Origin of the sequence: Streptomyces sp. NPDC050704 (assembly GCF_040654355.1) — a bacterium.
Classification (GTDB): domain Bacteria; phylum Actinomycetota; class Actinomycetes; order Streptomycetales; family Streptomycetaceae; genus Streptomyces.
In genome coordinates this window covers 90,843-111,636 of the sequence record NZ_JBFAHW010000029.1, presented here as the reverse complement: position 1 = coordinate 111,636, position 20,794 = coordinate 90,843, and the positions used below count along the sequence as shown (strand labels likewise).

Sequence of the window (20,794 nt, the reverse complement as noted above, 5' to 3'; positions counted from 1 at the left end):
GCACCCGACACCACACCCCACGGGGTCTGGGGCAGAGCCCCAGGGGACGGGACGGGTAGGGGCGGCGGGGGCGAAAAACGCCCTACCCCACCACCCGCAGCAACAGCACGGCCCGAGCCGGCACAGTGACCGTCGTCCCCGCCCGATGCACCACCCCCGGCGCCTCCCCCTGCTCCTCCCTCGACGTATCCACCACCACCTCGTACCCCTCCGCCCACGGCGGCCCGGGCAGGACGAAGCTCACGGGCCGGTCCCCGGCATGCAGCACGGCGAGGAAACTGTCGTCGACGACCGGCACACCCCGAGCGTCCCGCCCGGGGATGTCACGGCCGGACAGATACATCCCCACGGTGCCGGCCGGCGCGTACCAGTCCCGCTCGGTCATCTCCGCCCCCCGCTCCGTGAACCACGCCAAGTCCCGCAACCCGTCGACGGAATGCGCCCGCCCGGAGAAGAACGCCCGCCGCCGCAGCACGGGATGGGCGTGGCGGAGGGCGATCAGCCGGGACGTGAGATCGAAGAGGGCCCGCCAGCCGGGATCATCCAGCAGACCCCAGTCGATCCAGCTGATCTCGTTGTCCTGGCAGTACGCGTTGTTGTTGCCCCGCTGGGTCCGCCCGAACTCGTCACCCGCGACCAGCATCGGCACGCCCGTGGACAGCAGCAGGCTCGTGAGGAGATTGCGCAGCTGGCGGCGCCGCAGACCCCGTACCCGCGCGTCCTCCGTCTCCCCCTCCGCCCCGCAGTTCCAGGCCCGGTTGTCATCGGTACCGTCCCGGTTCCCCTCCCCGTTGGCCTCGTTGTGCTTGCGCTCGTACGACACCAGGTCCCGCAGGGTGAAACCGTCGTGGGCCGTCACGAAGTTCACCGAGGCGTACGGCCGCCGCCCGCCCCACGCGTACAGGTCGCTCGACCCCGACAGCCGGTACCCGAGGTCCCGTACGTCCGGCAGCGCGCCCCGCCAGAAGTCCCGTACGGCGTTGCGGTAGCGGTCGTTCCACTCCGTCCACAGGGGAGGGAACGCGCCCACCTGGTAGCCGCCCGACCCCACGTCCCACGGCTCGGCGATCAGCTTCACGCGCCGCAGCACCGGGTCCTGGGCGATCACCGCCAGGAAGGGCGACAGCATGTCGACGTCGTGCATCGACCTCGCCAGCGCCGCCGCCAGGTCGAAGCGGAAGCCGTCCACGCCCATCTCCGTCACCCAGTACCGCAGCGAGTCCGTGATCAGCCGCAGCACCTGCGGCTGCACCACGTGCAGGGTGTTCCCGCAGCCCGTGTAGTCCGCGTACCGCCGGGCATCGTCCTGCAGCCGGTAGTAGCCGCGGTTGTCGATGCCGCGCAGCGACAGCATTGGGCCCAACTCGCCCGCCTCCGCGGTGTGGTTGTAGACCACGTCGAGGATGACCTCGATCCCGGCGGTGTGCAGCGCGCGCACCATGCGCTTGAACTCGCCGACCTGCTCCCCGGTCGTCCCGGCGGCCGCGTAGCCGGCGTGCGGCGCGAAGTAGCCGATCGAGTTGTAGCCCCAGTAGTTCTTCATGCCGCGCCGCAGCAGGTGGTCCTCGTGCGCGAACTGGTGCACAGGCAGCAGCTCGACGGCCGTCACACCGAGCGAGGTCAGATGCTCGATCGCGGCCGGATGCGCCAACCCGGCGTAGGTGCCCCGCAGTTCCTCCGGGATTCCGGGGTGCAGCTTGGTGAATCCCCGTACGTGCAGCTCGTAGATGACCGAGTCCGCCCAGGGGGTCTTCGGGCGGCGGTCGTCCGACCAGTCGTCGTCATCGTGGACGACGACGCCCTTGGGGACGTACGGCGCGGAGTCCCGGTCGTCGCGCACGGTGTCCGCGACCTGCTGCTGGGGCCAGTCCCGTACATGCCCGTACACCTCGGGCGGCAGGCCGAAGTCGCCGTCCACCGCGCGCGCGTACGGGTCCAGGAGCAGCTTCGCCGGGTTCCAGCGGGCGCCGGTCCAGGGGTCCCAGCGGCCGTGCACGCGGAAGCCGTACCGCTGCCCTGGCCGGACTCCGGGCACGAAGCCGTGCCAGATCTCGTGGGTCAGTTCGGCCAGCGGCAGCCGGGTCTCGGCGCCCCCGTCGTCGAAGAGACAGAGCTCGACCGACTCGGCCCCGCCCGCCCACAGCGCGAAGTTGGTGCCCGCGACACCGTCGGGCCCGGTACGGAAGCGCGCCCCGAGCGGGGTGGGCGCACCCGGCCAGACGGGCAAGGCCGGCGCGGTACGCGCCTTGCCGTTCAGTACCGGGGCGGGCTGCGCGGGCAGCCCGCTTCCCGGGGCGCGCCCCTCCCGCACTGCCTCCTGCTCGGCTGCGCTCGACACCTGACGGCCTCCTGCGGCTCGGTTGAAGCAACGTGAGAAGAGTGCACAGCGTCCCGGCCACGCCTCCGCCTCACGTCGTCCTCCCCACTGTTCTGCCCAGAGCCGGCCTCGCACTCACGTTTCCCCAGCAGGGCGCACGTCGTTGGGCCCACGTGATGCACGCAAAGACGCGCGCGCGGCGCGCAGGGGCCGCGCTGGCCGTCGTACTGACATGGACAGGGCTGCTGGCCGGGGCCTCGGGATGTACCTCGCACGGGGTGGACGAGATGCTCGGCAAGCCCCGCTCGGCCGAGGACGTGATCCGCGTCTCGCCGGACGACGGCAGCAGGGCGGTACGTCCCGAGGAGGGGCTCAGGGTACGGGTGCGGGCCGGCCGCCTCGAGTCGGTGAAGGTCGTCAGGTCCCAGGACGCGCAGGAGTCCCCGGTGCCGGGCCGGATCGGCCGGGACGGCATGACCTGGCGGCCCGACGAGCCGAAACTCGCGCTGGCCGCCAAGTACTCGGTCGATGCGGTCGCGCTGGACGGACACGGCCGGCGGGTGGCACGGCACGCGACGTTCACGACGTACGTCCCCGACGAGCGGTTCATCGGATACGTCACGCCGGAGCACCGCTCCACGGTCGGCACCGGCATGATCGTCTCGCTGGAGTTCAACCGCGCGATCGAGAACCGGGCGGCGGTCGAGCGCGCGATCGAGGTGACGTCCACACCGAAGGTGGAGATCGCCCCGCACTGGTTCGGCAAGGGCCGCCTCGACTTCCGGCCCGAGAAGTACTGGAAGCCGGGCACGAAGGTCACCGTCGGCCTGCGGCTGCGGGACGTCGAGGCGGCGCCCGGCGTGTACGGGCTCCAGCAGAAGAGCTTCTCCTTCACGGTCGGCCGTAGCCAGGTCAGCCTCGTCGACGCCGCCGCCCACACCATGGAGGTACGCCGCGACGGCACACTCCTCGCCACCGTGCCGATCACCGCGGGCGCGCCCGACAGCACCACGTACAACGGGAAGATGGTGGTCACCGAGATGCTCGAAGTGACCCGGATGAACGGCGCCACGGTCGGCTTCACGGACGCCGACGGCAAGGGCGAGTACGACATCCCGGACGTCCCGCACGCGCTGCGGCTCACCACCTCCGGAACCTTCCTGCACGGCAACTACTGGGCGCGGGGCGTGTTCGGCACGGCGAATGTCAGCCACGGCTGTGTGGGCCTGCGCGATGTGAAGGGCGGCAGTTCCGCGACCCCGGCGGGCTGGTTCTTCGACCGCAGCCTCATCGGCGACGTCGTCGAAGTCGTGCGCAGCAATGACAAAAAGGTCGCTCCTGACAACGGGCTCGGCGGGTGGAACATGGGCTGGAAGCCCTGGAAAGCGGGCTCCGCACTGAAGTAGTCCGACATAGGGGTACGCACGCGGCGGGTGCGGACAGCACCATGGACGAGGGAGGTTGGGACCGAACAGTGACAGTCCCGGGAGGTCATCGCCCCTGGTGGTGTGATTAATTAACGCGATACGCGCGGGGGATGCGCATGGGAGTGCGGGCCTGAAGAAGGCCGTGCGAGGGGAGAGAGAACTTGAACGGGCGACCGATATCGGGGGCGTCGGTTGGCGCGCGGACACGGGGCGGCAAGGGGGTCCTGGCACTTCTGCTGGGCGTGCTGCTGCTCGTCGTGACCGCCTGCGGCGGGGGCGGGGATTCGGACTCGGGTTCCGGGTCCGGCAAGGGGAAGGGCAAGGACTCCGACCAGGCGGACACCAAGGTGTCGCAGGCCGTCGTGAGCATCGCCCCGAAGGACGGCGCCGACGACGTCAAGACCAGCGGCGCGCTCAAGGTGACGGTGGCCAAGGGCATCCTGAGCGAGATCACCGTCGAGGACACCAAGGGCAACGAGGTCGACGGCAAGATATCGGGCGGTGACACCTGGACGCCGTCCACCCACCTCGCCGCGGCCACCAAGTACAAGGTCCACGCGGTGGCCAAGGACTCCGAGGGCCGCGAGGCCGCCGAGGAGTCCGCGTTCACCACGCTGACCCCGAAGAACACGTTCGTCGGCATCTTCACGCCCGAGGACGGTTCCAAGGTCGGCGTCGGGATGCCCTTCTCGATCAACTTCACCCGGGGCATCACGAAGCCCGAGGACGTCGAGAAGGCGATCGACATCAAGACCGAGCCGGCGGTCGACGTCGAGGGCCACTGGTTCGGCAACGACCGCCTCGACTTCCGTCCCGAGAAGTACTGGAAGGCCGGCACGAAGGTCACCGTCAGCCTCAACCTCGACGGCGTCGAGGGCAGGCCCGGCGTCTACGGCGAGCAGGTCAAGACGGTGAAGTTCACGATCGGCCGCAGCCAGGTCTCCACCGTCGACGTCAAGACCAAGAAGATGACGGTCAAGCGGGACGGCAAGGTACTCAAGACCATCCCGGTCACGACGGGCAAGCCGGGTTACGAGACCTGGAACGGCCAGATGGTCATCAGCGAGCGCCTCAGGGTGACCCGCATGAACGGCGAGACGGTCGGCTACGGCGGCGAGTACGACATCAAGGACGTGCCGGACGCGATGCGCCTGACCACCTCCGGCACGTTCATCCACGGCAACTACTGGGGCGGCGACGCCTTCGGCAACTACAACGCCAGCCACGGCTGCATCGGCCTGCGGGACCAGCGAGGCGGCGGCGACCGCGGTGCGCCGGCCGCGTGGTTCTTCGACCGCTCGATCGTCGGCGACGTGGTGATCGTGAAGAACTCCAACGACGCGACCGTCGCGCCCGACAACGGGCTCAACGGCTGGAACATGTCCTGGGAGAAGTGGAAGGCGTAGCCCTTCGGCATCCTTCGGCGTCCTTCTGCTTCTGCGCGTACGGGCCCGGTGTGCTCGGTCACGGCTTTTCGCCGCTGTGACCGAGCACACCGGGCCCGTTGTCGTTAGTCACCGTGCTGCGTCTGCCCCGGGGGACGACCCCCCAGACCCCCCGGTACGGTGCCAGCATGACTGTGCATCTCGAAGTCGCCGAAGGTGTGGGCACGATCCGCCTCGACCGCCCGCCCATGAACGCGCTGGACGTGGCCACGCAGGACCGCCTCAAGGAGCTCGCCGAGGAGGCGACGCGCCGCGAGGACGTGCGCGCGGTGATCCTCTACGGCGGCGAGAAGGTGTTCGCGGCGGGCGCGGACATCAAGGAGATGCAGGCCATGGACCATACGGCGATGGTCGTACGCTCCCGGGCCCTGCAGGACTCCTTCACCGCCGTGACCCGCATCCCCAAGCCGGTCGTCGCCGCGGTCACCGGCTACGCGCTCGGCGGGGGCTGCGAGCTGGCGCTGTGCGCCGACTTCCGGATCGCCGCGGACAACGCGAAGCTCGGGCAGCCGGAGATCCTGCTCGGCCTGATCCCCGGCGCGGGCGGCACCCAGCGCCTGTCCCGCCTCATCGGCCCCTCCAGGGCGAAGGACCTCATCTTCACCGGCCGCATGGTCAGGGCCGACGAGGCGCTGTCGCTCGGCCTGGTGGACCGGGTCGTACCGGTCGACGAGGTGTACACCGAGGCGCACACGTGGGCCGCGAAGCTCGCGCAGGGGCCGGCGCTCGCGCTGCGCGCGGCCAAGGAGTCGATCGACGCAGGTCTTGAGACGGACATCGAGACGGGGCTCGCCATCGAACGCAACTGGTTCGCCGGTCTGTTCGCGACGGAGGACCGGGAGCGCGGGATGCGGAGCTTCGTGGACGAGGGCCCGGGCAAGGCGAAGTTCCTCTGACGGTGCCCTGCGGCGGTCCTCCGCGTACCCTCCTCGGCCGCCTGCCGGTGACGCTGAAGTCACTCCGCAAGTTCCGCTGATCCACTTGCAGTTGACGCGATGTCTTACCCGTATCCCTCGAAGGAGCGGTTTATCCGAGCCTCAAGGCGACCTTGGGGTCGGCTTGGCGAGGGGCCCGGGCGATTGCCGTCGAGTAGGCAGTTCTCGCAGGCCAGGTGGGTTGCGAGGGAGGCTGCATTGCCTTCGGTATATGCCAGACGGTCCATGTGGAATGAGAGGTTCCGGGGGGCGTATTCCTTCGGAACGCCCCCGGAAGGGCCTTTGGGCGGCCATGATGGGGGCATGGCGGGGCTGGAGGGTATCGAACAGCCGCGGCGGCACGGGAGTGCGACCGCGGCGCGCTGGTCGCCTGCGGTCGAGGACGAACACGCGCTCAAGGCGCTGGAGTTGTTCGGCAACCCGACGGAGGCGGAAGTGCCGCTGCCGTCCCGGCCCGAGTCGGCGGCCACCGCTCGGCGGCTCGCCCAGGTGGTGGTCCTGCGCCACTGGGGGCTCTCGCCGAAGATGACCGAGGACGCCGTGTTACTGGTCTCGGAGCTCGTCGGCAACGCCGTGCGGCACACGGGTGCCCGCGTCTTCGGACTCCGTATGCGGCGCCGGCGGGGCTGGATCCGTATCGAGGTCCGCGATCCCTCCCGGGGCCTGCCCTGTCTGATGCCCGTCCAGGAAATGGACATCAGCGGCCGTGGCCTCTTCCTCGTCGACAAACTCTCCGACCGCTGGGGCGTTGACCTGTTGCCCCGCGGCAAGACGACCTGGTTCGAGATGCGCGTCGCCGACCGTTAGCCGGTGGGCGCTCCGCGGCAAGGGCCGTACCAAGCCGGGAAGAGCCTGGCATCTTCCGTTGGGGCAACGGCCGTTGACGTCGGCGTCCCCGACAGGCGCGACTCGCCGCCGAACGAGTGATGATCCACAACCCGCCCCCGCCGAGCCGAGATCGTGCTCCTCATGATCACAACTCGCTTGCGGCGGCGGGCCGCTGCTGTCGTCCTGTCCCTCTCGGCCGTCCTCGCGACGTCCGCCGCGACGGTCCCCGCGTCACCGGCCGTCGCGTCACCGGCTGTCGCGGCACCGTTCGCCAGGGCCGCCGCCGCGCCCGCCTGTCCCCAGTTCGCCGACCCCGTCCACGCCGCCGCCGACCACCGCGTCGACGTCGACCGCATCACGCCCGAGCCGGTCTGGCGCAAGACCTGCGGCACGCTCTACCGCAGCGACGGCCGCGGCCCCGCGACCGTCTTCGAGCAGGGCTTCCTCCCGCGGGACGTCATCGACGGCCAGTACGACATCGAGCAGTACGTCCTCGTCAACCAGCCCTCGCCGTACGTCTCCACGAGCTACGACCACGACCTCTACAAGACGTGGTGGAAGAGCGGCTACAACTACTACATCGACGCCCCCGGCGGCGTGGACGTCAACAAGACCATCGGCGACACCCACCGGTGGGCCGACCAGGTCGAGGTCGCCTTCCCCGGCGGTATCGCGCGGCAGTACATCATCGGCGTCTGCCCGGTCGACAAGAAGACCAAGACCGAGATCATGAGCGACTGCGAGAGCAACCCGCACTACGAGCCCTGGCACTGACACCGGCCCTGTCCGAGCCTGGTACCGGCCGCCCGCTGCGGCGGGCGGTGGCCTCACCGGGCGGCGAGCAGTGCCTCCGCCCCGACCGGGCGGAACCCGGCCGCCTGGAACACCCGTACGCTGCGGGCGTTCCCGGCGGCCTGCTGGGCCCAGACGGGTTCGCCCCCGCTCAGATGCCGCGCCGCCGAGGCCAGCGCCCGGCCCAGCCCCCGGTGCCGTACCCCCTCGGCCACCTCGATCGCGGCCTCCAGTCGTCCGGCGACCCCGCGCCCCATGACGAGTACGCCCCCGTCCGCGGCCCACACCCGCACGTCGTCGCGCCGCTTGCGGGCCCGGACGACCCGGGGATGGTCGGGATCGTCGAGTTCCGCCAGGTCGACCGGCGGCGGCCCGGCCAGCGGCGCGGCAACCGTCAGCAGGTCGATCGTGTCCGTCGTACGCCCCGTACGCTCCATGAACGCCGTCAGGAACCGCGGGTTCATGGTCGCCGCGAGGGGATCGCAGTCGATCCGGGCCAGCGTCTCGCGCACCCACCCCTCCTCCTCGTCCGTGAAGACGACGGAGTGCGCGGTGAACGCGATGACCCCCGCGTCACGATGACCGTCCTGCGGCACGACGGTGGTACCGCCGTCCGGCGGCGGGAAGACCCCCCGGGCCGCCGCGTCGAGAATGTCCCCCAGAGCCCTCTGCATGTGGATGTCCCCTCTCGGCTCACTCGCTTGAGTCTCCACCCACCGGGCGTCGGGAACGCAAGCCGCCGCACTCCGCGCCCGGCCAGGCGGTTAATCTGACCCCAGTCAGTACTGCACATCAGAAGGGGCGGGACCCGGTGGCGGACATCGAGGAAGCACGCAAGGCGTTCGAGCGGATCGACGTGGACGGGGACGGACACATCACCGCCGCGGAGTTCAAGACCGCGCTCGCCCAGGGCGGGGACTGGAACGTCACCGAATCGGTGGCCGAGGCCGTGATCGCGGCGCAGGACCTCGACGGTGACAAGCTGCTCTCGTTCGACGAGTTCTGGTCCCACCTGAACAAGTGAGTCGAGCCTGAACCAGTGAGGCGGGCGGAAGGGGTGTCCGGTGGTACCGGGCGCCCCTTCGCCATGTCCGGCTTCGAGGATGTCTAGGACGCCCGCCTCCGGTACTGCCCCGGCGCCACCCCGTACTCCCTCTTGAAGGCCTTGGCGAAGGCGAACTCGGAGGTGTAGCCGGTGCGTTGGGCTATCAGACGGAGGGGGACGTCGCCGCCGCGCAGGAGGCGGCCCGCCGTCGTCATGCGCCACCACGTCAGGTACGTCAGCGGGGGTTCGCCCACCAGCGAGGTGAAGCGGCGGGCGAAGGTCGCGCGGGAGAGGCCGGCACGGCCGGCGAGTTGCTCGACCGTCCAAGGGTGGGACGGGGCCTCGTGGATCGCGTGCAGGGCCGCCGTCACGGCCGGGTCGGTGAGCGCCGCGGACCAGCCCGTGGGGTGGCCGGAACCGTGCTGCTCGCGCTGCCACCAGGCACGCAGCATGTAGAGCAGGAGCGTGTCCAGGAGGGACGTGACGATCGTGTCCGAGCCGGGCTGCGGGTCCTCCAACTCGGCGCCGAGGAGTTCGACGGCCGCGCGCAGCGAGCGATGTGCGCCGATCCGGGTGGGCAGGTGGACCACCTCCGGGAGCTCGGAGAGCAGGGGATGCGCCCGGGCCCGGTCCAGGTGGTACGCGCCGCACAGCAGCACGGTGTCCGGAACCTCGCCCAACTGCCCTGTCGCAGGCGTCGGTTCGGGCCAGGTGCCGTCCTCCCGCGGCCGGACCTCCCGCAGTGGTACGCCGGGATCACTGGCCAGTCCGTGCCCGCACCCGTGCGCCAGGAACACCACGTCTCCCGGGCCGACCGCCACCGGCGCACCCTCCGACGGCAGCAGCCACGCCGAACCCTGCAGCACCACATGGAACCCGGCACCCGAGGAGGCCGCGAACCGCAGTCCCCAGGGCGCGTACAGGTCCTGGCGGGAGGAGTGCGGCCGCCCGGTGCGCATCGCGGCGACGGCGTCGCTCAGTACGTCCATGTCCTCGACTGTAGGCGGCCTCGCGCGGAGTGAGACGATCTGACAGGAAATCGAGCGTGAGGGCCATGGATCGTCTCGGCACCCGCTCCTAGCGTCGTGGGTATGCCAACTACCGCACGTACCGTGCTCTTTCACGAACTCGGCGGCCCGGACGTCCTGAAGATCGAGGACGTCGAGGTGTCCGCACCCGGCGCAGGTGAAGTCCTCCTCCGTGTCGAGGCGTTGGGGCTCAACCGCGCCGAAGCCCTGTTCCGCGCGGGGACTTACTACTACCAGCCGTCCCTGCCCGCCTCCCGGCTCGGCTACGAGGCCTCCGGTGTCGTCGAGGCCGTCGGCGAGGGCGTCACCGAACTCGCCGTCGGGGACCTCGTGATGACCGGCCCCGGCATCGAGATGGGCGCGCAGGGCGTGTACGCCGAGCGGGTCGTGCTGCCCGAGACCGCCGTCGTGCGGCGCCCCGACTCGGTGGACGCGGTCACCGGGGCCGCGGCCTGGCTGACGTACACGACCGCGTACGGCGGGCTGCTGGAGACGGCCGGTCTGAAGCCCGGCGACCATGTGCTGGTCACCGGCGCGTCCAGCGGCGTGGGCACCGCGGCGATCCAGGTCGCCCGCCGTATAGGTGCGATCCCGCTCGCCACGACCCGCACCGAGGCGAAGAGGCGGGCGCTCCTCGACCTCGGCGCCGAACACGTGATCGTGTCGGGCGGAGCGGGCGCGGAGGACGTGGCCAAGGAGGCCCGCCGGCTGACCGGCGGCCGCGGTGTCGAGGTGATCTTCGACGCGATCGGCGGGCCCGGCTTCCGCCCGCTCGGCGACGCGCTCGCGGAGGGCGGTGCGGTCGTCGTGTACGGCTGGCTCGACCGGCGCCCCGCCGAGATCCCCTGGAACTGGCCCCTCACCCTCCACACGTACGCGAACTTCGCCCTCACCACCACACCCGGTGGCCGACGCCGGTCCACGGCCTTCCTGAACGCCGGCCTGCGCGACGGCGGTTTCCGGCCGTTGATCGGCGAGGTCTTCGACGGCCTCGACCGCATCCTGGACGCCCACCGCCTGATGGAGAGCAACCGTCACACCGGGAAGATCGTGGTCCGGATCTGACTCCTTTCGGCGTCGAGAGAGGCCTTATGGGTGAACGTCCGGAATAGCCCGTCCCGTCCGGAGGTTGGTGAGCCACATCGGCAGCACAGGCCTCCGGAAGGGCAAGCGAGTCATGAAGATCGGCATCATCGGCGCGGGCAACATCGGCGGCAACCTCACCCGGCGGCTCACCGCCCTCGGGCATGACGTCTCCGTCGCGAACTCCCGCGGTCCGCACACCCTGACCGCACTGGCCGAGGAGACCGGAGCGACGCCCGTCACGGTCGAGGAGGCGGCGCGGGGCGCGGAGCTCGTCGTCGTGACGATTCCCGTGAAGGCCGTTCCCGACCTGCCGTCCGGGCTGCTGGACGAGGCGGCGGACGGGGTCACCGTCATCGACACCAACAACTACTACCCGCAGCGCGACGGCAGGATCGCCGCGATCGAGGACGAGGGCGTGACGGAGAGCCGCTGGACGGCCCGGCAGATCGGCCACACCGTCATCAAGGCCTTCAACGGCACGTACGCCCAGGACATCCTCGACCGCCCCCGCCCGGCCGGCGCCCCCGACCGCATGGCCCTCCCGGTGGCCGGCGACGACGAGGCCGCCAAGCGGCGCGTACGCGACCTCATCGACGAACTCGGCTTCGACACGGTGGACGCGGGCTCCCTCGACGACTCCTGGCGCCAGCAGCCCGGCACCCCGGTCTACGGCTTCCAGGAGGGCGTCGACGCGGTGACGAAGGCCCTGGCGGAGGCGTCACCGGAACGGCCGGCGGACTTCCGGGCGTAAGCCGTCCAGTCTTCCGCCCTGCCCCGCTCAGACGATCTCCAGCGGCCGGTGCGGCCCGTCAGGCAACTCGATCTCGACCGAGTCCCCGGGCCGCACCACGCCACCGGTCACCACGACGCTCATCACCCCGGACTTGAAGTCGGCCATTCCGTCCGGGCCCCGCCCGACGACCGCCTTCAGCAACCCCTTCTGGAAGGCGTCGATCTGAGCGCAGGGATTGCGCAGCCCGGTCACCTCGACGACGGCCTCGTCCCCGATCCGAAGCAGCGCTCCCGCGGGCAGCCCCAGCAGGTCGATCCCCCGGGTGGTGACGTTCTCCCCGAGCTCCCCGGCCGCGACGGCGAACCCGGCGCCGCGCAGTTCCTCGAACAACTCCTCGTGTATCAAGTGCACCTGCCGCAGATTCACCTGCGACGGGTCCTTCAGCATCCGGAACCGGTGCTTGACGGTCACCCCCGCGTGCACATCCCCCTCCACCCCGAGCCCGGCGAGCAGCGTGATGCTCGCCCGGTTCGGCTTGGTGAACGAATACTCCCCGTTGCTGCTGACCGCAGCGACTGTCCCGCCCATGCTGTGAAGCTCCCCTCTTGGGCACGGCTGCTGCCGACCCGCAGGCCAGACCCTAAGGGGAGGCCGCTATCGGGATCGATCGCGGCCCCTGCGCCGACGAACAGGCGACGGTCACCGGGGCGAGTAGCGCGCCGGTCTGGTGCGTCCTGGGCGAGGCTTTCGGGATTGATGATTCTGGTGTGCGAGAGCGTTACGTATGTTCGGCGTCCTCGTTGATCGGATGCTATATCAACCGCGCTATTCGGCCAGGGGGATTGAATGAGAGTGTGCGAAGCGGGCGGGAGGGATGGACCTGTGACCGGTCATCAGACCGGTACCCGCTGACGAAGGGGCTGTGCCGAACCCACTACGCGCAGCATCGGAGGGGCAGAGGAATAGCTCCGATCAACGTTGAGCGTGCAGTCGCCGAGGGCCGTATTTGTGAGTTCGACGGATGCGACAGAGCGGTTTCTGCCCGGAGGCTCTGTACCGGTCATTACCAGCAGAGCGTCAAGGGGTAGCCGCTCTCACTTCTGCGGAAGAAGAGGGGAAACGGCGCCTTCCGCGAGATGATCGAGCGCGGAATCGTCGAATGTTTGGGATGCGGTGAGGGAAAGCCGCTGTCGGAGTATTCGATCCTCAACGCGTCGGGTGCGCCGCGACCGTACTGCAAGCCGTGCAATGCCGAGCGCGTCCGCCTCGGCAACTACAAGGTGACCAGGGAATTCGTCGACCTACTCATGGAATTCCAGCAGGGCCGTTGTGCCGTGTGCGGAAGCGCTCACGTGGGCGGCAGGGCCATGGACATTGATCACAACCACTCCTGTTGCCCTGGCCCGGGCAGTTGCGGTGACTGCGTGCGAGGCCTCGTCTGCAATAACTGCAACCTGCATGGCCTTGCGTGGTACGAAGCTCTCCCGCCCGAGCTTCGTACCTTCGAGTTGCTGAACAACTACCTCACGGATCCGCCTGCGATGCGGCTCCGGGCGGAACCGGTTTCGCCGGGACAGTAAACGTGTCAGGCCCCCTTGGCCCAATCGCGCAGCGCTTCCTTGCTGGAGAAGTCGGCCACGTTCTTGTCCAGGGGGTCGTCGGTGTATTGATGGAAGCGCCACTTCGCCTTGATTCGGGGCTTGCCTGCCGTGACGTAGTCGGCGATCCAGAGGCCGTCACCCGCGTATGAGGTGTCGTCGACGTTCAACCAGTAGTTCCTGTTCGCATACAAGATCACCCGATGGTTCGGCCGCAGTTCCTTCACCTTGCGGATGAAGCGGTCCTTCTCGGCGTTACTGGCGTGTGTGCCGTCGCTGGTCGTCTCCCAGTCGACGGCCAGGATGTCGCCCGCCTTCTCCGGGGCCTTGCCGACGAAGTACTCGGCCTGGGCCGTGAGGTTGCCCGGCCAGAGGAAGTGGTAGAAGCCGACCACGCAGCCGGCGTCACGGGCTCTCTTCGCCTGTGCGCTCAGCTTCGGGTTGACGTAACTGCGGCCTTCCGTCGCCTTGACGAAGACGAAGGACAGACCGTCGGTGTTGTACGAGGACGACTGGTAGCCGCTTACGTCGATGCCGCGCAGCATGGGGGTGCCTCCGTGCGGTGAGTGTGCGTGGGGGAGATGGGGAGAGACGCGCGTCGTCGCACCAGTACACCGGTGGGGCTGATGAGGGGTCAACTACCTTTGTTATTCCCTTACTTTGCCCGCCACACCCCACCGCACCCGATGACGACGACCGGAACGGACACATGAACACGGCCTCCACCGAGGACCACCCGCCCTCCTGCCGCGACCTCGTCGGCCTCCTCGCCCAGCACGACAGGCGTGCCGCCTACGCGGCCCTCGCCCTCGGCGCGACCTCGGTGGCGGAGGTCGCCGAAATGGCCGGGCTCCGCCCACCGGCCGCCGCCGCGGCGCTGCGGAAGCTGACGGAAGGACGGGTCGCCGTCTTCGACAGTGAGAAGCGCGCGTACACCCTGCTGGACGACACGTTCCGGCTCGCCGTCCAGGCCGAGGTCAGGGTCTCCGGCCGGGGTGGCGGGGACGGGGCGGGCTCCTATTTCCGGCGTGGGCGGCTCACCTCCGTTCCGGGCCGGGCGGAGGTGCGCGGCCGTGTGCTGGCCGTGGTGAAGGACTCGTTCGAGCCCGGCGTGAGCTACCCCGAGGCCAAGGTCAACGCGATCTGCGGCGAGTGGTTCGACGACTGGGTGACCCTGCGCCGCGCCCTCGTGGACGAGGGCCTGCTGCGCAGAAACGAGTCCGGCACCAGTTACGAGCGCGCCTAGCGCGTGCCCGGCGTGCCCGCGTCGAGGGCGGCGGCCGGCCGGTGTCATGCGATACGTCGATGCGCTCACCCGTGTGCAGCAGTGTCTGCCGACTTCGATCAGGGAAGGAGTGCCCTGCTCCCGGAACGGGAGGCGACCATGGGGCACGCGGCGGGCCGGGCTGTCCAAGCGTCCAAGACCTCTCTACGGTTGGTGTTCGACTGCTTTGAGGGACTGGATGAGGGCGAAGGGGACTGTGTGGAAGCCGAGTTGGCGGCTCTTGCCGCGTCGGGGGCAACGGCGTTGGCCGGGTTGATGGTTTCGGATGCGTACGAGCGAGCGAAGAGCGGGCTGACCCGGTTCTTCGGGCGACGCGCTTCGGATGAGGCCGCCGAGGAGGAACTGCGAGCCACGCACGAGGAGTTGGACATGGCTCACACGGTGGGTGACGCCGAGGCCCAGGCAGTTGTCCGAACCCGCCTGCGGCAGCGGCTGGAAGGCCTGTTCCAGGAGGATCCGGGTGCAGCCGAGGAACTGGCGCGGCTGTTGTCCGAGCTGGCGCCGGACGCGTCACGTACTTTCGTCAACCTGGTCAGCGGCGGAGTGAACCACGGCCTGGTCCTCCAGGGCTCACCCATCCACGGTGACATCCACTTCCACGTCCCTTCGGCACCCTCGTCCGCGGCGGGTCGGCCCGCCAGGCCGGATCAAGTGCCCGTCATGACCGAGCCGTTCAGTAATCGGACGGCTGAACTCGGGATCCTGCAGGCAAGGCTCGGCGCGCCGGCGGGCGGCTCCGGATCTGTGGGCGTCGATGTGCTGTTCGGGCCTCCGGGGGTCGGCAAGTCGGCCATGGCATGGCGGTGCGCGGAGAGGGTCAAGGGGCATTTTCCGGATGGGCAGTTGTACGTGGATTTCGCGGCCCTGCGCGACCAGGCCACGCCGCTGACCGGTCCTGGTGGGGACGTCTCCGAGGCCCTGGCCATGTGCCTGAGGTCGCTGCCGGGAGGTGAGCTCGGCATTCCGGACTCGCTCCTCGACCGGACCAACCTCTACCGGTCGCGCACGGCCGACCTGCGCATCCTTCTCGTCCTCGACGATGTCAACCAGCCCGCACAGGTCCGTGCCCTGATTCCCAAGGGGGCAGGCAGCGCATTACTGGCCACGAGTCAGGGCAGGATCGGTGAACTGGCTGTCCAGGGCGGTGCCCGGTTGGTCCGCGTCAAGCCGCTGGACACACATGGTGGGCTGGAACTGCTGAAGGACCGGTGCGGACCGGAGGCGGTCGAGGCCGAACCGGAGGCCGCGCGGCGGCTGGTGGAGCTGTGTGACGGGCTGCCCGTGGCCCTGCTGGTGGTGGCGGCGCGACTGGCTGACGAGAGTCTCGGCATGGCGGAACTGGCCGCCGAACTCGACGACGAGGCAGGCCGGCTGGCCGGACTCGCACTGGACGGGGAGGAGTCCTCGGTGTCCGCGGTTCTGGGTCCCTCCTACCGGCTGCTGCCGCCCGACGCGGCCCGGCTCTACCGGTTGCTCGGATGGCTGCCGTTCGGACTCTTCGACGCCGGCGTGGCCGCGGTCGCCGCCGGAGTGGACCCGGGGAGCGCGAAGCGCCTGCTGGGCGTGCTGGCGAAGGCCAGCCTGCTGGAGAAGATGCGCGACGGCCGGTACCGCATGCACGACCTGGTCCGTCTGCACGCCCGCGAGTGCGCGGCCGACGAGGAGCCGCAGACCGAGCAGACGGCACTGACACAGCGCGTCGGAACCCACTACCTCGTGCTGAGCGCTTTCGCCGACCGGGCGCTCAGGAGAGAGCGGCTGCGGATCGCCGACCTCGACGACCTGCTGCGGGACGCCCACGACCCGTTCGCCGGAGCGAGCGGTCCAGCGCCGCTGGAGTGGCTGAACGCCGAGCGTTCCGCCATCCTCGCGGTACTGCGCGAGACCGTCCGGCACGAGCTGTACACCCTGGCCTGGCGACTGGCCGAGGCGTTCTCGGTGCTGTTCCTCTACCACCGCTACCTCAGGGCGTGGACGGAAACACTGGAGCTGGGCATCAAGGCGGCCGAGGCGGCGATCGCCGTAGCGGAAACGGCAGGGGGGACCGACGAGGAGGCCACGGCGGTCGGTGCCCGGCTCCGCAGCCTGCTGTCACGTCCACTGCTGGACCTCGGGGAGAACGACCGCGCGGGAGAGCAACTGGAGAGGGCCGTCGCCCTGGCCGAGGCGACCGATCGCCTCGCCCTGCGGGCCTCCGTTCAGGAATTCCTCGGCCGTTACCTGGATGTCGTTGCCCCGACCGAAGCGGCCGGCGCGTACCGGCGCTCCCTCGAACTCAACGAGCGGGCCGGGGAATCCCGCGGTGCCGCCCTCGCCACCTTCTTCCTCGGCTGCGCCCTGGACGCGGGGGGCGAGCACGCGGAGGCCATGGACCTGCTGCGCCGGGCGCAGCGAGACCTGGAGAACCGTGCGGAGCCCGACCGGCGGATGGCGGCGCGGGTGAAGGCCGCCATCGGCGTCGCGCACGGGAATCTCGGCGACATCGAGCAGGCGATCCACGACCTGCGGGAGGCGATCCGGGAACTGGCCGCAGTGGCGGACGGGATGCAGTACGAGGCGCAGGCCCGGGTGCGGCTTGCCGGCATCGCCCAGCGCCAGGGCGGTCACGAGGAGTTGGTGCGCGAGTGCCTGGGCCGGGCCGCCGACATCTACGAGGCGCTCGGCAACCAGCGCCTGGTGGAGGAACTGCGCCGACGGTTGAGCGATCTCGACCGCTGAACCCGCTTCCCGCGATGTGCCCGGGCGGCGGTCATCCGGTCGGCAGCGCGGGACGAAGCCGCAGAACGACGTCCTCGTCCCGCAAGTCGCCGATTCGCAGCGTCACTTGGGTGTCGTCAAGCGCGAGTCCCGCACGCAGGCAGGCATAGACGACCGCTGCCGGCAGACCCGGATCCAGCACCGGGCCCGTGGCCGCCGCCTCCACGACCCGGCCGTCCCGCAGCCCGACCAGACAGCCGCCCCCGCGCACCGCCGATGCCGCGACAAGGCTTCCGGGCGACTGGACGAGGGCGTCCTCGATCCAGCGCAGCGCCGTCAGCGCGGCGGACGCGGGTCGGCGTCGGACGAGAACCGAGGCGCTCTCGGTCAGCCGGCGGTCGCGTTCGTCATCGGCGCAGGCGAGGTGCGTGAAGAGAGCGGCGGACTCCGGGCAGGTCTTGCCGTACGAGGTGACTGTCGCCGGAAAGCGGTGCACGGTGACGGTCGGAGCGACGCTGTCCCCGGTGACGTCGGTGGTCACTTGCCAGGAGGTGACTGGTGTGGCGGGCGGATCCGGAACCGGCAGTACCAGCGGAGCGGGTGGCGGAGAGGACGGCTCCGGAAGGTTCAGCAGGCGGTAGAGGGCGGTGCGGAGCCGGGCCAGGGCGTGCCCCGGTTCGGCGAAGGCCTGCGCGGCGACGGCGGCGTACCGCTGGGGCGTGTGCCCGCGTATGACGTCCTCCACCTGCCGGCGAAGGTCCCCGCGAGTGTCGAGCCGGGGCGCGACGGCCGCCAGCTTGTGGGCGGCGGTCCCGGGCACCGCGTCGCTGCCGAATGCCGCGAGCAGCAGTGGGGTGCCGGCCGCCGCGCCGTACAGCGTCACCGAGCCGTGATCGCCCACGACGACGTCGGCGGCGACGAGCGCGGGCCGCCAGGCGTGGACGGCCGGCATGAGCAGCAGACCCGCGTCCAGGGCGGCGGCCTGCAGGGTGCGGATCTGCCAGGCCCCGTGGGCCGACCACACATTGGGGTGGACGATCGCGCCGACCTGGTACTCGTCACAGGGCAGTTGGGCGATCAGACGCGGGAGGAGATCCGGGAGACTCCCCAGGAGCGAAGTGCGGCCCCAGGTGGAACTGACCATGACCAGACGCTGATGCTCCGCGACGCCCAACGCCTCTCGGTACGCCCCCCTGCGCGACCGGCTGCCCACCAGCTCGTCGAAGCACGGGTCACCGACCAGCAGCGTGCGCCCGGCCGACTTCGGGTGGGTGGCGAGCAACTGTTCCTCCTGCGCCGGATGCGAGACCGCGAGCCAGGCACGTCCCGACTCCAGGAGGGAATCCGGTACGACTCCGGAGAGCCTCTCGTGTGGACTGCGGGAATCCGGCACGAACTTCTGGAAGCCGACGCCGTGCGGCAGCACCAGTACCGGGCAATCGCCCTCCGGCACGTCGATGTTCTCGCTCGCGGACAGGATGAGGTCGGGGTCGATGTGCCCCAGCTGCTCCCAGGGAGCGACCCGGCAGCCGGCGGCGTGGAGGAGATCGAGGACGCCGTCGTTGAAAGCGGAAGTGCGGTCGTAGGCGAAGACGACGGTCACGCGGGCGTCGTCGCGCAGGAGCGACGGCAGTGTTTCGAGGGCGCGTACGGTCGAAGTGACGGTACGGGCGGCGACGACAAGGGTGCGCTCGCCGTGGAAGGTGCTCCAGCGGTGGGCGTCAGGGCCCACGGGCACGCGAAGCGGCCGGCTATCGAACAAGCCGACCGCCTCTAACAAACCCACGCCTCCAGTCGGTCAGCGGCTCGCGGCTCGCGGCTCGCGGCTCGCGGCTCGCGGCTCGCGGCTCGCGGCTCGCGGCTCGCGGCTCGCGGCTCGCGGCTCGCGGCTCGCGATTATGGTGCCTTTATCCCATTTCAAGCCGGTTAGCAATCCTCTGGGTAGCCCTGTGGTCAGTGGGGCAGTGTCCTAACTCGTACACGGTAACGAACCATGCCGACCACGACGGCGCGAGGAGGTCAGGCTTCCATCCCGTGGGATTTCCCGGGGACTTTCCGCTCAGCACTCGATGATGTTCACCGCGAGCCCGCCCCGGGCCGTCTCCTTGTACTTGACGCTCATGTCCGCCCCGGTCTCCTTCATCGTCTTGATGACCTTGTCGAGGGACACCTTGTGGGAGCCGTCGCCGCGCATCGCCATCCGGGCGGCCGTGACGGCCTTGACCGCGGCCATGCCGTTGCGCTCGATGCAGGGGATCTGGACGAGGCCGCCGACCGGGTCGCAGGTGAGGCCGAGGTTGTGCTCCATGCCGATCTCGGCCGCGTTCTCGACCTGTTCGGGGCTGCCGCCGAGCACCTCGGCGAGGGCGCCCGCGGCCATGGAGCAGGCCGAGCCGACCTCGCCCTGGCAGCCGACCTCCGCGCCGGAGATGGAGGCGTTCTCCTTGAAGAGCATGCCGATGGCCCCGGCGGCCAGCATGAAGCGGACCACGCCCTCCTCGTCGGCGCCCGGCACGAAGTTGATGTAGTAGTGCAGGACCGCCGGGATGATGCCCGCCGCGCCGTTGGTCGGGGCGGTGACGACGCGGCCGCCCGCCGCGTTCTCCTCGTTCACCGCCATCGCGTACAGGGTGATCCACTCCATCGCGTGGGCCAGCGGGTCGCCCTCGGCGCGCAGTTGGCGGGCCGACATGGCGGCCCGGCGGCGGACCTTGAGGCCGCCCGGCAGGATGCCCTCGCGGGCCATACCGCGCGACACGCACGCCTGCATGACCCGCCAGATGGCGATGAGCCCCTCGCGGATCTCGTCCTCGGTGCGCCAGGCCCGCTCGTTCTCCAGCATCAGCGCGGAGATCGACAGGCCGGTCTCGCGGGCCAGCCGCAGCAGTTCGTCGCCCGTACGGAAGGGGTACTTGAGGACGGTGTCGTCCAGCTTGATGCGGTCCTCGCCCACCGCGTCCTCGTCCACGACGAAGCCGCCGCCGACCGAGTAGTACGTCTTCGACAGCAGTTCGGCTCCGGAGGCGTCGTACGCCCAGAGCGTCATGCCGTTCGCGTGGTAGGGCAGGGTCTTGCGGCGGTGCAGGACCAGGTCGTCGGAGAAGGAGAAGGCGATCTCGTGCTCGCCGAGCAGGCTGATGCGCCCGGACGACTTGATCTCCTCGACCCGGTCGTCGGCCCCCTCTACATCCACCGTCCGCGGCGAGGCGCCCTCCAGGCCGAGCAGCACAGCCTTGGGGGTGCCGTGTCCGTGCCCGGTCGCGCCGAGCGAGCCGTACAGCTCGGCCCGTACCGAGGTCACGGGGGCCAGCACGTTCTCATTGCGCAGGCGGCGCGCGAACATGCGCGCGGCACGCATCGGGCCGACCGTGTGGGAGCTGGACGGGCCGATGCCGATCGAGAACAGGTCGAAGACCGAGATGGCCACGGGGACTCCTCAATACGGGGTGGAGCGGGTGGAGCAGGGTGGAACGTGGCTGAGCGAGGTGAAGCCCGGGGCAGGCGCCGCACACACCTCCAGTGTGCGCGGCGCCGCGAAGATTCGTACGTTCCGTACGAACTGCTTCAGGCCGTACGAA

Annotated in this window: 18 protein-coding genes; 11 read left to right on the top strand and 7 right to left on the bottom strand. The window is 70.1% G+C overall.

Going from position 1 to position 20,794, the window contains the following annotated elements; genetic code table 11:
• Window positions 1-82: 82 nt before the first annotated feature.
• A complete protein-coding gene (gene glgX, locus AB0I18_RS19230; RefSeq protein ID WP_363106698.1) occupies window positions 83-2,338 on the bottom strand; it encodes a glycogen debranching protein GlgX in 2,256 nt (751 codons plus the stop codon).
• A gap of 152 nt (window positions 2,339-2,490) precedes the next feature.
• On the opposite strand from glgX, the gene AB0I18_RS19225 reads away from it, so the two are divergent.
• The 5 genes from AB0I18_RS19225 (at window position 2,491) to AB0I18_RS19205 (ending at window position 7,726) form a co-directional block, all read left to right on the top strand.
• Window positions 2,491-3,723 (top strand): Ig-like domain-containing protein, encoded by a 1,233-nt coding sequence (locus AB0I18_RS19225; protein WP_363106697.1) that lies wholly within the window; start codon window positions 2,491-2,493, stop codon window positions 3,721-3,723.
• A 182-nt stretch (window positions 3,724-3,905) separates the two neighbouring features.
• Entirely contained in the window at window positions 3,906-5,150 is a 1,245-nt protein-coding gene (locus AB0I18_RS19220) for an Ig-like domain-containing protein (RefSeq protein WP_363106696.1), read from the top strand.
• A 167-nt stretch (window positions 5,151-5,317) separates the two neighbouring features.
• Window positions 5,318-6,085 (top strand): enoyl-CoA hydratase-related protein, encoded by a 768-nt coding sequence (locus AB0I18_RS19215; RefSeq protein ID WP_363106695.1) that lies wholly within the window; start codon window positions 5,318-5,320, stop codon window positions 6,083-6,085.
• A gap of 264 nt (window positions 6,086-6,349) precedes the next feature.
• Window positions 6,350-6,931 (top strand): ATP-binding protein, encoded by a 582-nt coding sequence (locus AB0I18_RS19210; protein WP_363106694.1) that lies wholly within the window; start codon window positions 6,350-6,352, stop codon window positions 6,929-6,931.
• A 162-nt stretch (window positions 6,932-7,093) separates the two neighbouring features.
• A complete protein-coding gene (locus AB0I18_RS19205) occupies window positions 7,094-7,726 on the top strand; it encodes an ADP-ribosyltransferase (protein WP_363106693.1) in 633 nt (210 codons plus the stop codon).
• 53 nt (window positions 7,727-7,779) lie between these two features.
• Here AB0I18_RS19205 and AB0I18_RS19200 read toward each other — a convergent pair whose 3' ends face one another.
• On the bottom strand, window positions 7,780-8,418 hold the full coding sequence (locus AB0I18_RS19200) for a GNAT family N-acetyltransferase (RefSeq protein ID WP_363106692.1): 639 nt from the start codon (window positions 8,416-8,418) through the stop codon (window positions 7,780-7,782).
• Window positions 8,419-8,555: 137 nt separating this feature from the next.
• On the opposite strand from AB0I18_RS19200, the gene AB0I18_RS19195 reads away from it, so the two are divergent.
• Complete coding sequence (locus AB0I18_RS19195; RefSeq protein WP_363106691.1) at window positions 8,556-8,768, top strand: EF-hand domain-containing protein; 213 nt, start codon at window positions 8,556-8,558, stop codon at window positions 8,766-8,768.
• Between the two features lie 83 nt (window positions 8,769-8,851).
• Here the strand turns inward: AB0I18_RS19195 and AB0I18_RS19190 are convergent, their stop codons facing one another.
• Window positions 8,852-9,778 (bottom strand): AraC family transcriptional regulator, encoded by a 927-nt coding sequence (locus AB0I18_RS19190; protein ID WP_363106690.1) that lies wholly within the window; start codon window positions 9,776-9,778, stop codon window positions 8,852-8,854.
• Window positions 9,779-9,880: 102 nt separating this feature from the next.
• Between AB0I18_RS19190 and AB0I18_RS19185 the strand changes: the two genes are divergently transcribed.
• Both AB0I18_RS19185 and AB0I18_RS19180 read left to right on the top strand, forming a co-directional pair.
• Window positions 9,881-10,882: a zinc-dependent alcohol dehydrogenase family protein gene (locus AB0I18_RS19185; protein WP_363106689.1), complete on the top strand. Its 1,002-nt coding sequence runs from the start codon at window positions 9,881-9,883 to the stop codon at window positions 10,880-10,882.
• Window positions 10,883-10,994: 112 nt separating this feature from the next.
• Entirely contained in the window at window positions 10,995-11,654 is a 660-nt protein-coding gene (locus tag AB0I18_RS19180) for an NAD(P)-binding domain-containing protein (protein WP_363106688.1), read from the top strand.
• 27 nt (window positions 11,655-11,681) lie between these two features.
• Here AB0I18_RS19180 and AB0I18_RS19175 read toward each other — a convergent pair whose 3' ends face one another.
• A complete protein-coding gene (locus AB0I18_RS19175; protein WP_363106687.1) occupies window positions 11,682-12,224 on the bottom strand; it encodes an MOSC domain-containing protein in 543 nt (180 codons plus the stop codon).
• A 548-nt stretch (window positions 12,225-12,772) separates the two neighbouring features.
• On the opposite strand from AB0I18_RS19175, the gene AB0I18_RS19170 reads away from it, so the two are divergent.
• Complete coding sequence (locus tag AB0I18_RS19170) at window positions 12,773-13,216, top strand: endonuclease domain-containing protein (RefSeq protein ID WP_363106686.1); 444 nt, start codon at window positions 12,773-12,775, stop codon at window positions 13,214-13,216.
• Between the two features lie 5 nt (window positions 13,217-13,221).
• Here the strand turns inward: AB0I18_RS19170 and AB0I18_RS19165 are convergent, their stop codons facing one another.
• Window positions 13,222-13,779 carry a glycoside hydrolase family 25 protein gene (locus AB0I18_RS19165; protein WP_363106685.1) on the bottom strand — a complete coding sequence of 186 codons (558 nt, stop codon included), beginning with the start codon at window positions 13,777-13,779 and terminating at the stop codon, window positions 13,222-13,224.
• A 164-nt stretch (window positions 13,780-13,943) separates the two neighbouring features.
• Between AB0I18_RS19165 and AB0I18_RS19160 the strand changes: the two genes are divergently transcribed.
• Both AB0I18_RS19160 and AB0I18_RS19155 read left to right on the top strand, forming a co-directional pair.
• Window positions 13,944-14,480, top strand: a complete 537-nt coding sequence (locus tag AB0I18_RS19160; RefSeq protein ID WP_363106684.1) for a DUF2087 domain-containing protein — start codon at window positions 13,944-13,946, stop codon at window positions 14,478-14,480.
• A gap of 237 nt (window positions 14,481-14,717) precedes the next feature.
• Window positions 14,718-17,237 carry a tetratricopeptide repeat protein gene (locus AB0I18_RS19155; RefSeq protein WP_363106683.1) on the top strand — a complete coding sequence of 840 codons (2,520 nt, stop codon included), beginning with the start codon at window positions 14,718-14,720 and terminating at the stop codon, window positions 17,235-17,237.
• Between the two features lie 31 nt (window positions 17,238-17,268).
• Here AB0I18_RS19155 and AB0I18_RS19150 read toward each other — a convergent pair whose 3' ends face one another.
• Together AB0I18_RS19150 and AB0I18_RS19145 are read right to left on the bottom strand one after the other, a co-directional pair.
• The gene (locus tag AB0I18_RS19150) at window positions 17,269-18,954 is read right to left on the bottom strand and encodes a hypothetical protein (RefSeq protein WP_363106682.1); all 1,686 of its coding nucleotides are present in this window, start codon (window positions 18,952-18,954) and stop codon (window positions 17,269-17,271) included.
• Between the two features lie 321 nt (window positions 18,955-19,275).
• Window positions 19,276-20,643, bottom strand: coding sequence for an L-serine ammonia-lyase (locus tag AB0I18_RS19145; protein ID WP_363106681.1), 1,368 nt, complete (start codon window positions 20,641-20,643; stop codon window positions 19,276-19,278).
• Window positions 20,644-20,794: the final 151 nt, after the last annotated feature.

Bases quoted from the DNA above. Each gene is read 5' to 3' on its own strand.
- AB0I18_RS19215 (WP_363106695.1), top strand. From the start codon at position 5,318: ATGACTGTGCATCTCGAAGTCGCCGAAGGTGTGGGCACGATCCGCCTC.
- AB0I18_RS19210 (WP_363106694.1), top strand. From the start codon at position 6,350: ATGTGGAATGAGAGGTTCCGGGGGGCGTATTCCTTCGGAACGCCCCCG.
- AB0I18_RS19205 (WP_363106693.1), top strand. From the start codon at position 7,094: ATGATCACAACTCGCTTGCGGCGGCGGGCCGCTGCTGTCGTCCTGTCC.
- AB0I18_RS19200 (WP_363106692.1), bottom strand. From the start codon at position 8,418: ATGCAGAGGGCTCTGGGGGACATTCTCGACGCGGCGGCCCGGGGGGTC.
- AB0I18_RS19190 (WP_363106690.1), bottom strand. From the start codon at position 9,778: ATGGACGTACTGAGCGACGCCGTCGCCGCGATGCGCACCGGGCGGCCG.
- AB0I18_RS19185 (WP_363106689.1), top strand. From the start codon at position 9,881: ATGCCAACTACCGCACGTACCGTGCTCTTTCACGAACTCGGCGGCCCG.
- AB0I18_RS19180 (WP_363106688.1), top strand. From the start codon at position 10,995: ATGAAGATCGGCATCATCGGCGCGGGCAACATCGGCGGCAACCTCACC.
- AB0I18_RS19175 (WP_363106687.1), bottom strand. From the start codon at position 12,224: ATGGGCGGGACAGTCGCTGCGGTCAGCAGCAACGGGGAGTATTCGTTC.
- AB0I18_RS19170 (WP_363106686.1), top strand. From the start codon at position 12,773: ATGATCGAGCGCGGAATCGTCGAATGTTTGGGATGCGGTGAGGGAAAG.
- AB0I18_RS19165 (WP_363106685.1), bottom strand. From the start codon at position 13,779: ATGCTGCGCGGCATCGACGTAAGCGGCTACCAGTCGTCCTCGTACAAC.
- AB0I18_RS19160 (WP_363106684.1), top strand. From the start codon at position 13,944: ATGAACACGGCCTCCACCGAGGACCACCCGCCCTCCTGCCGCGACCTC.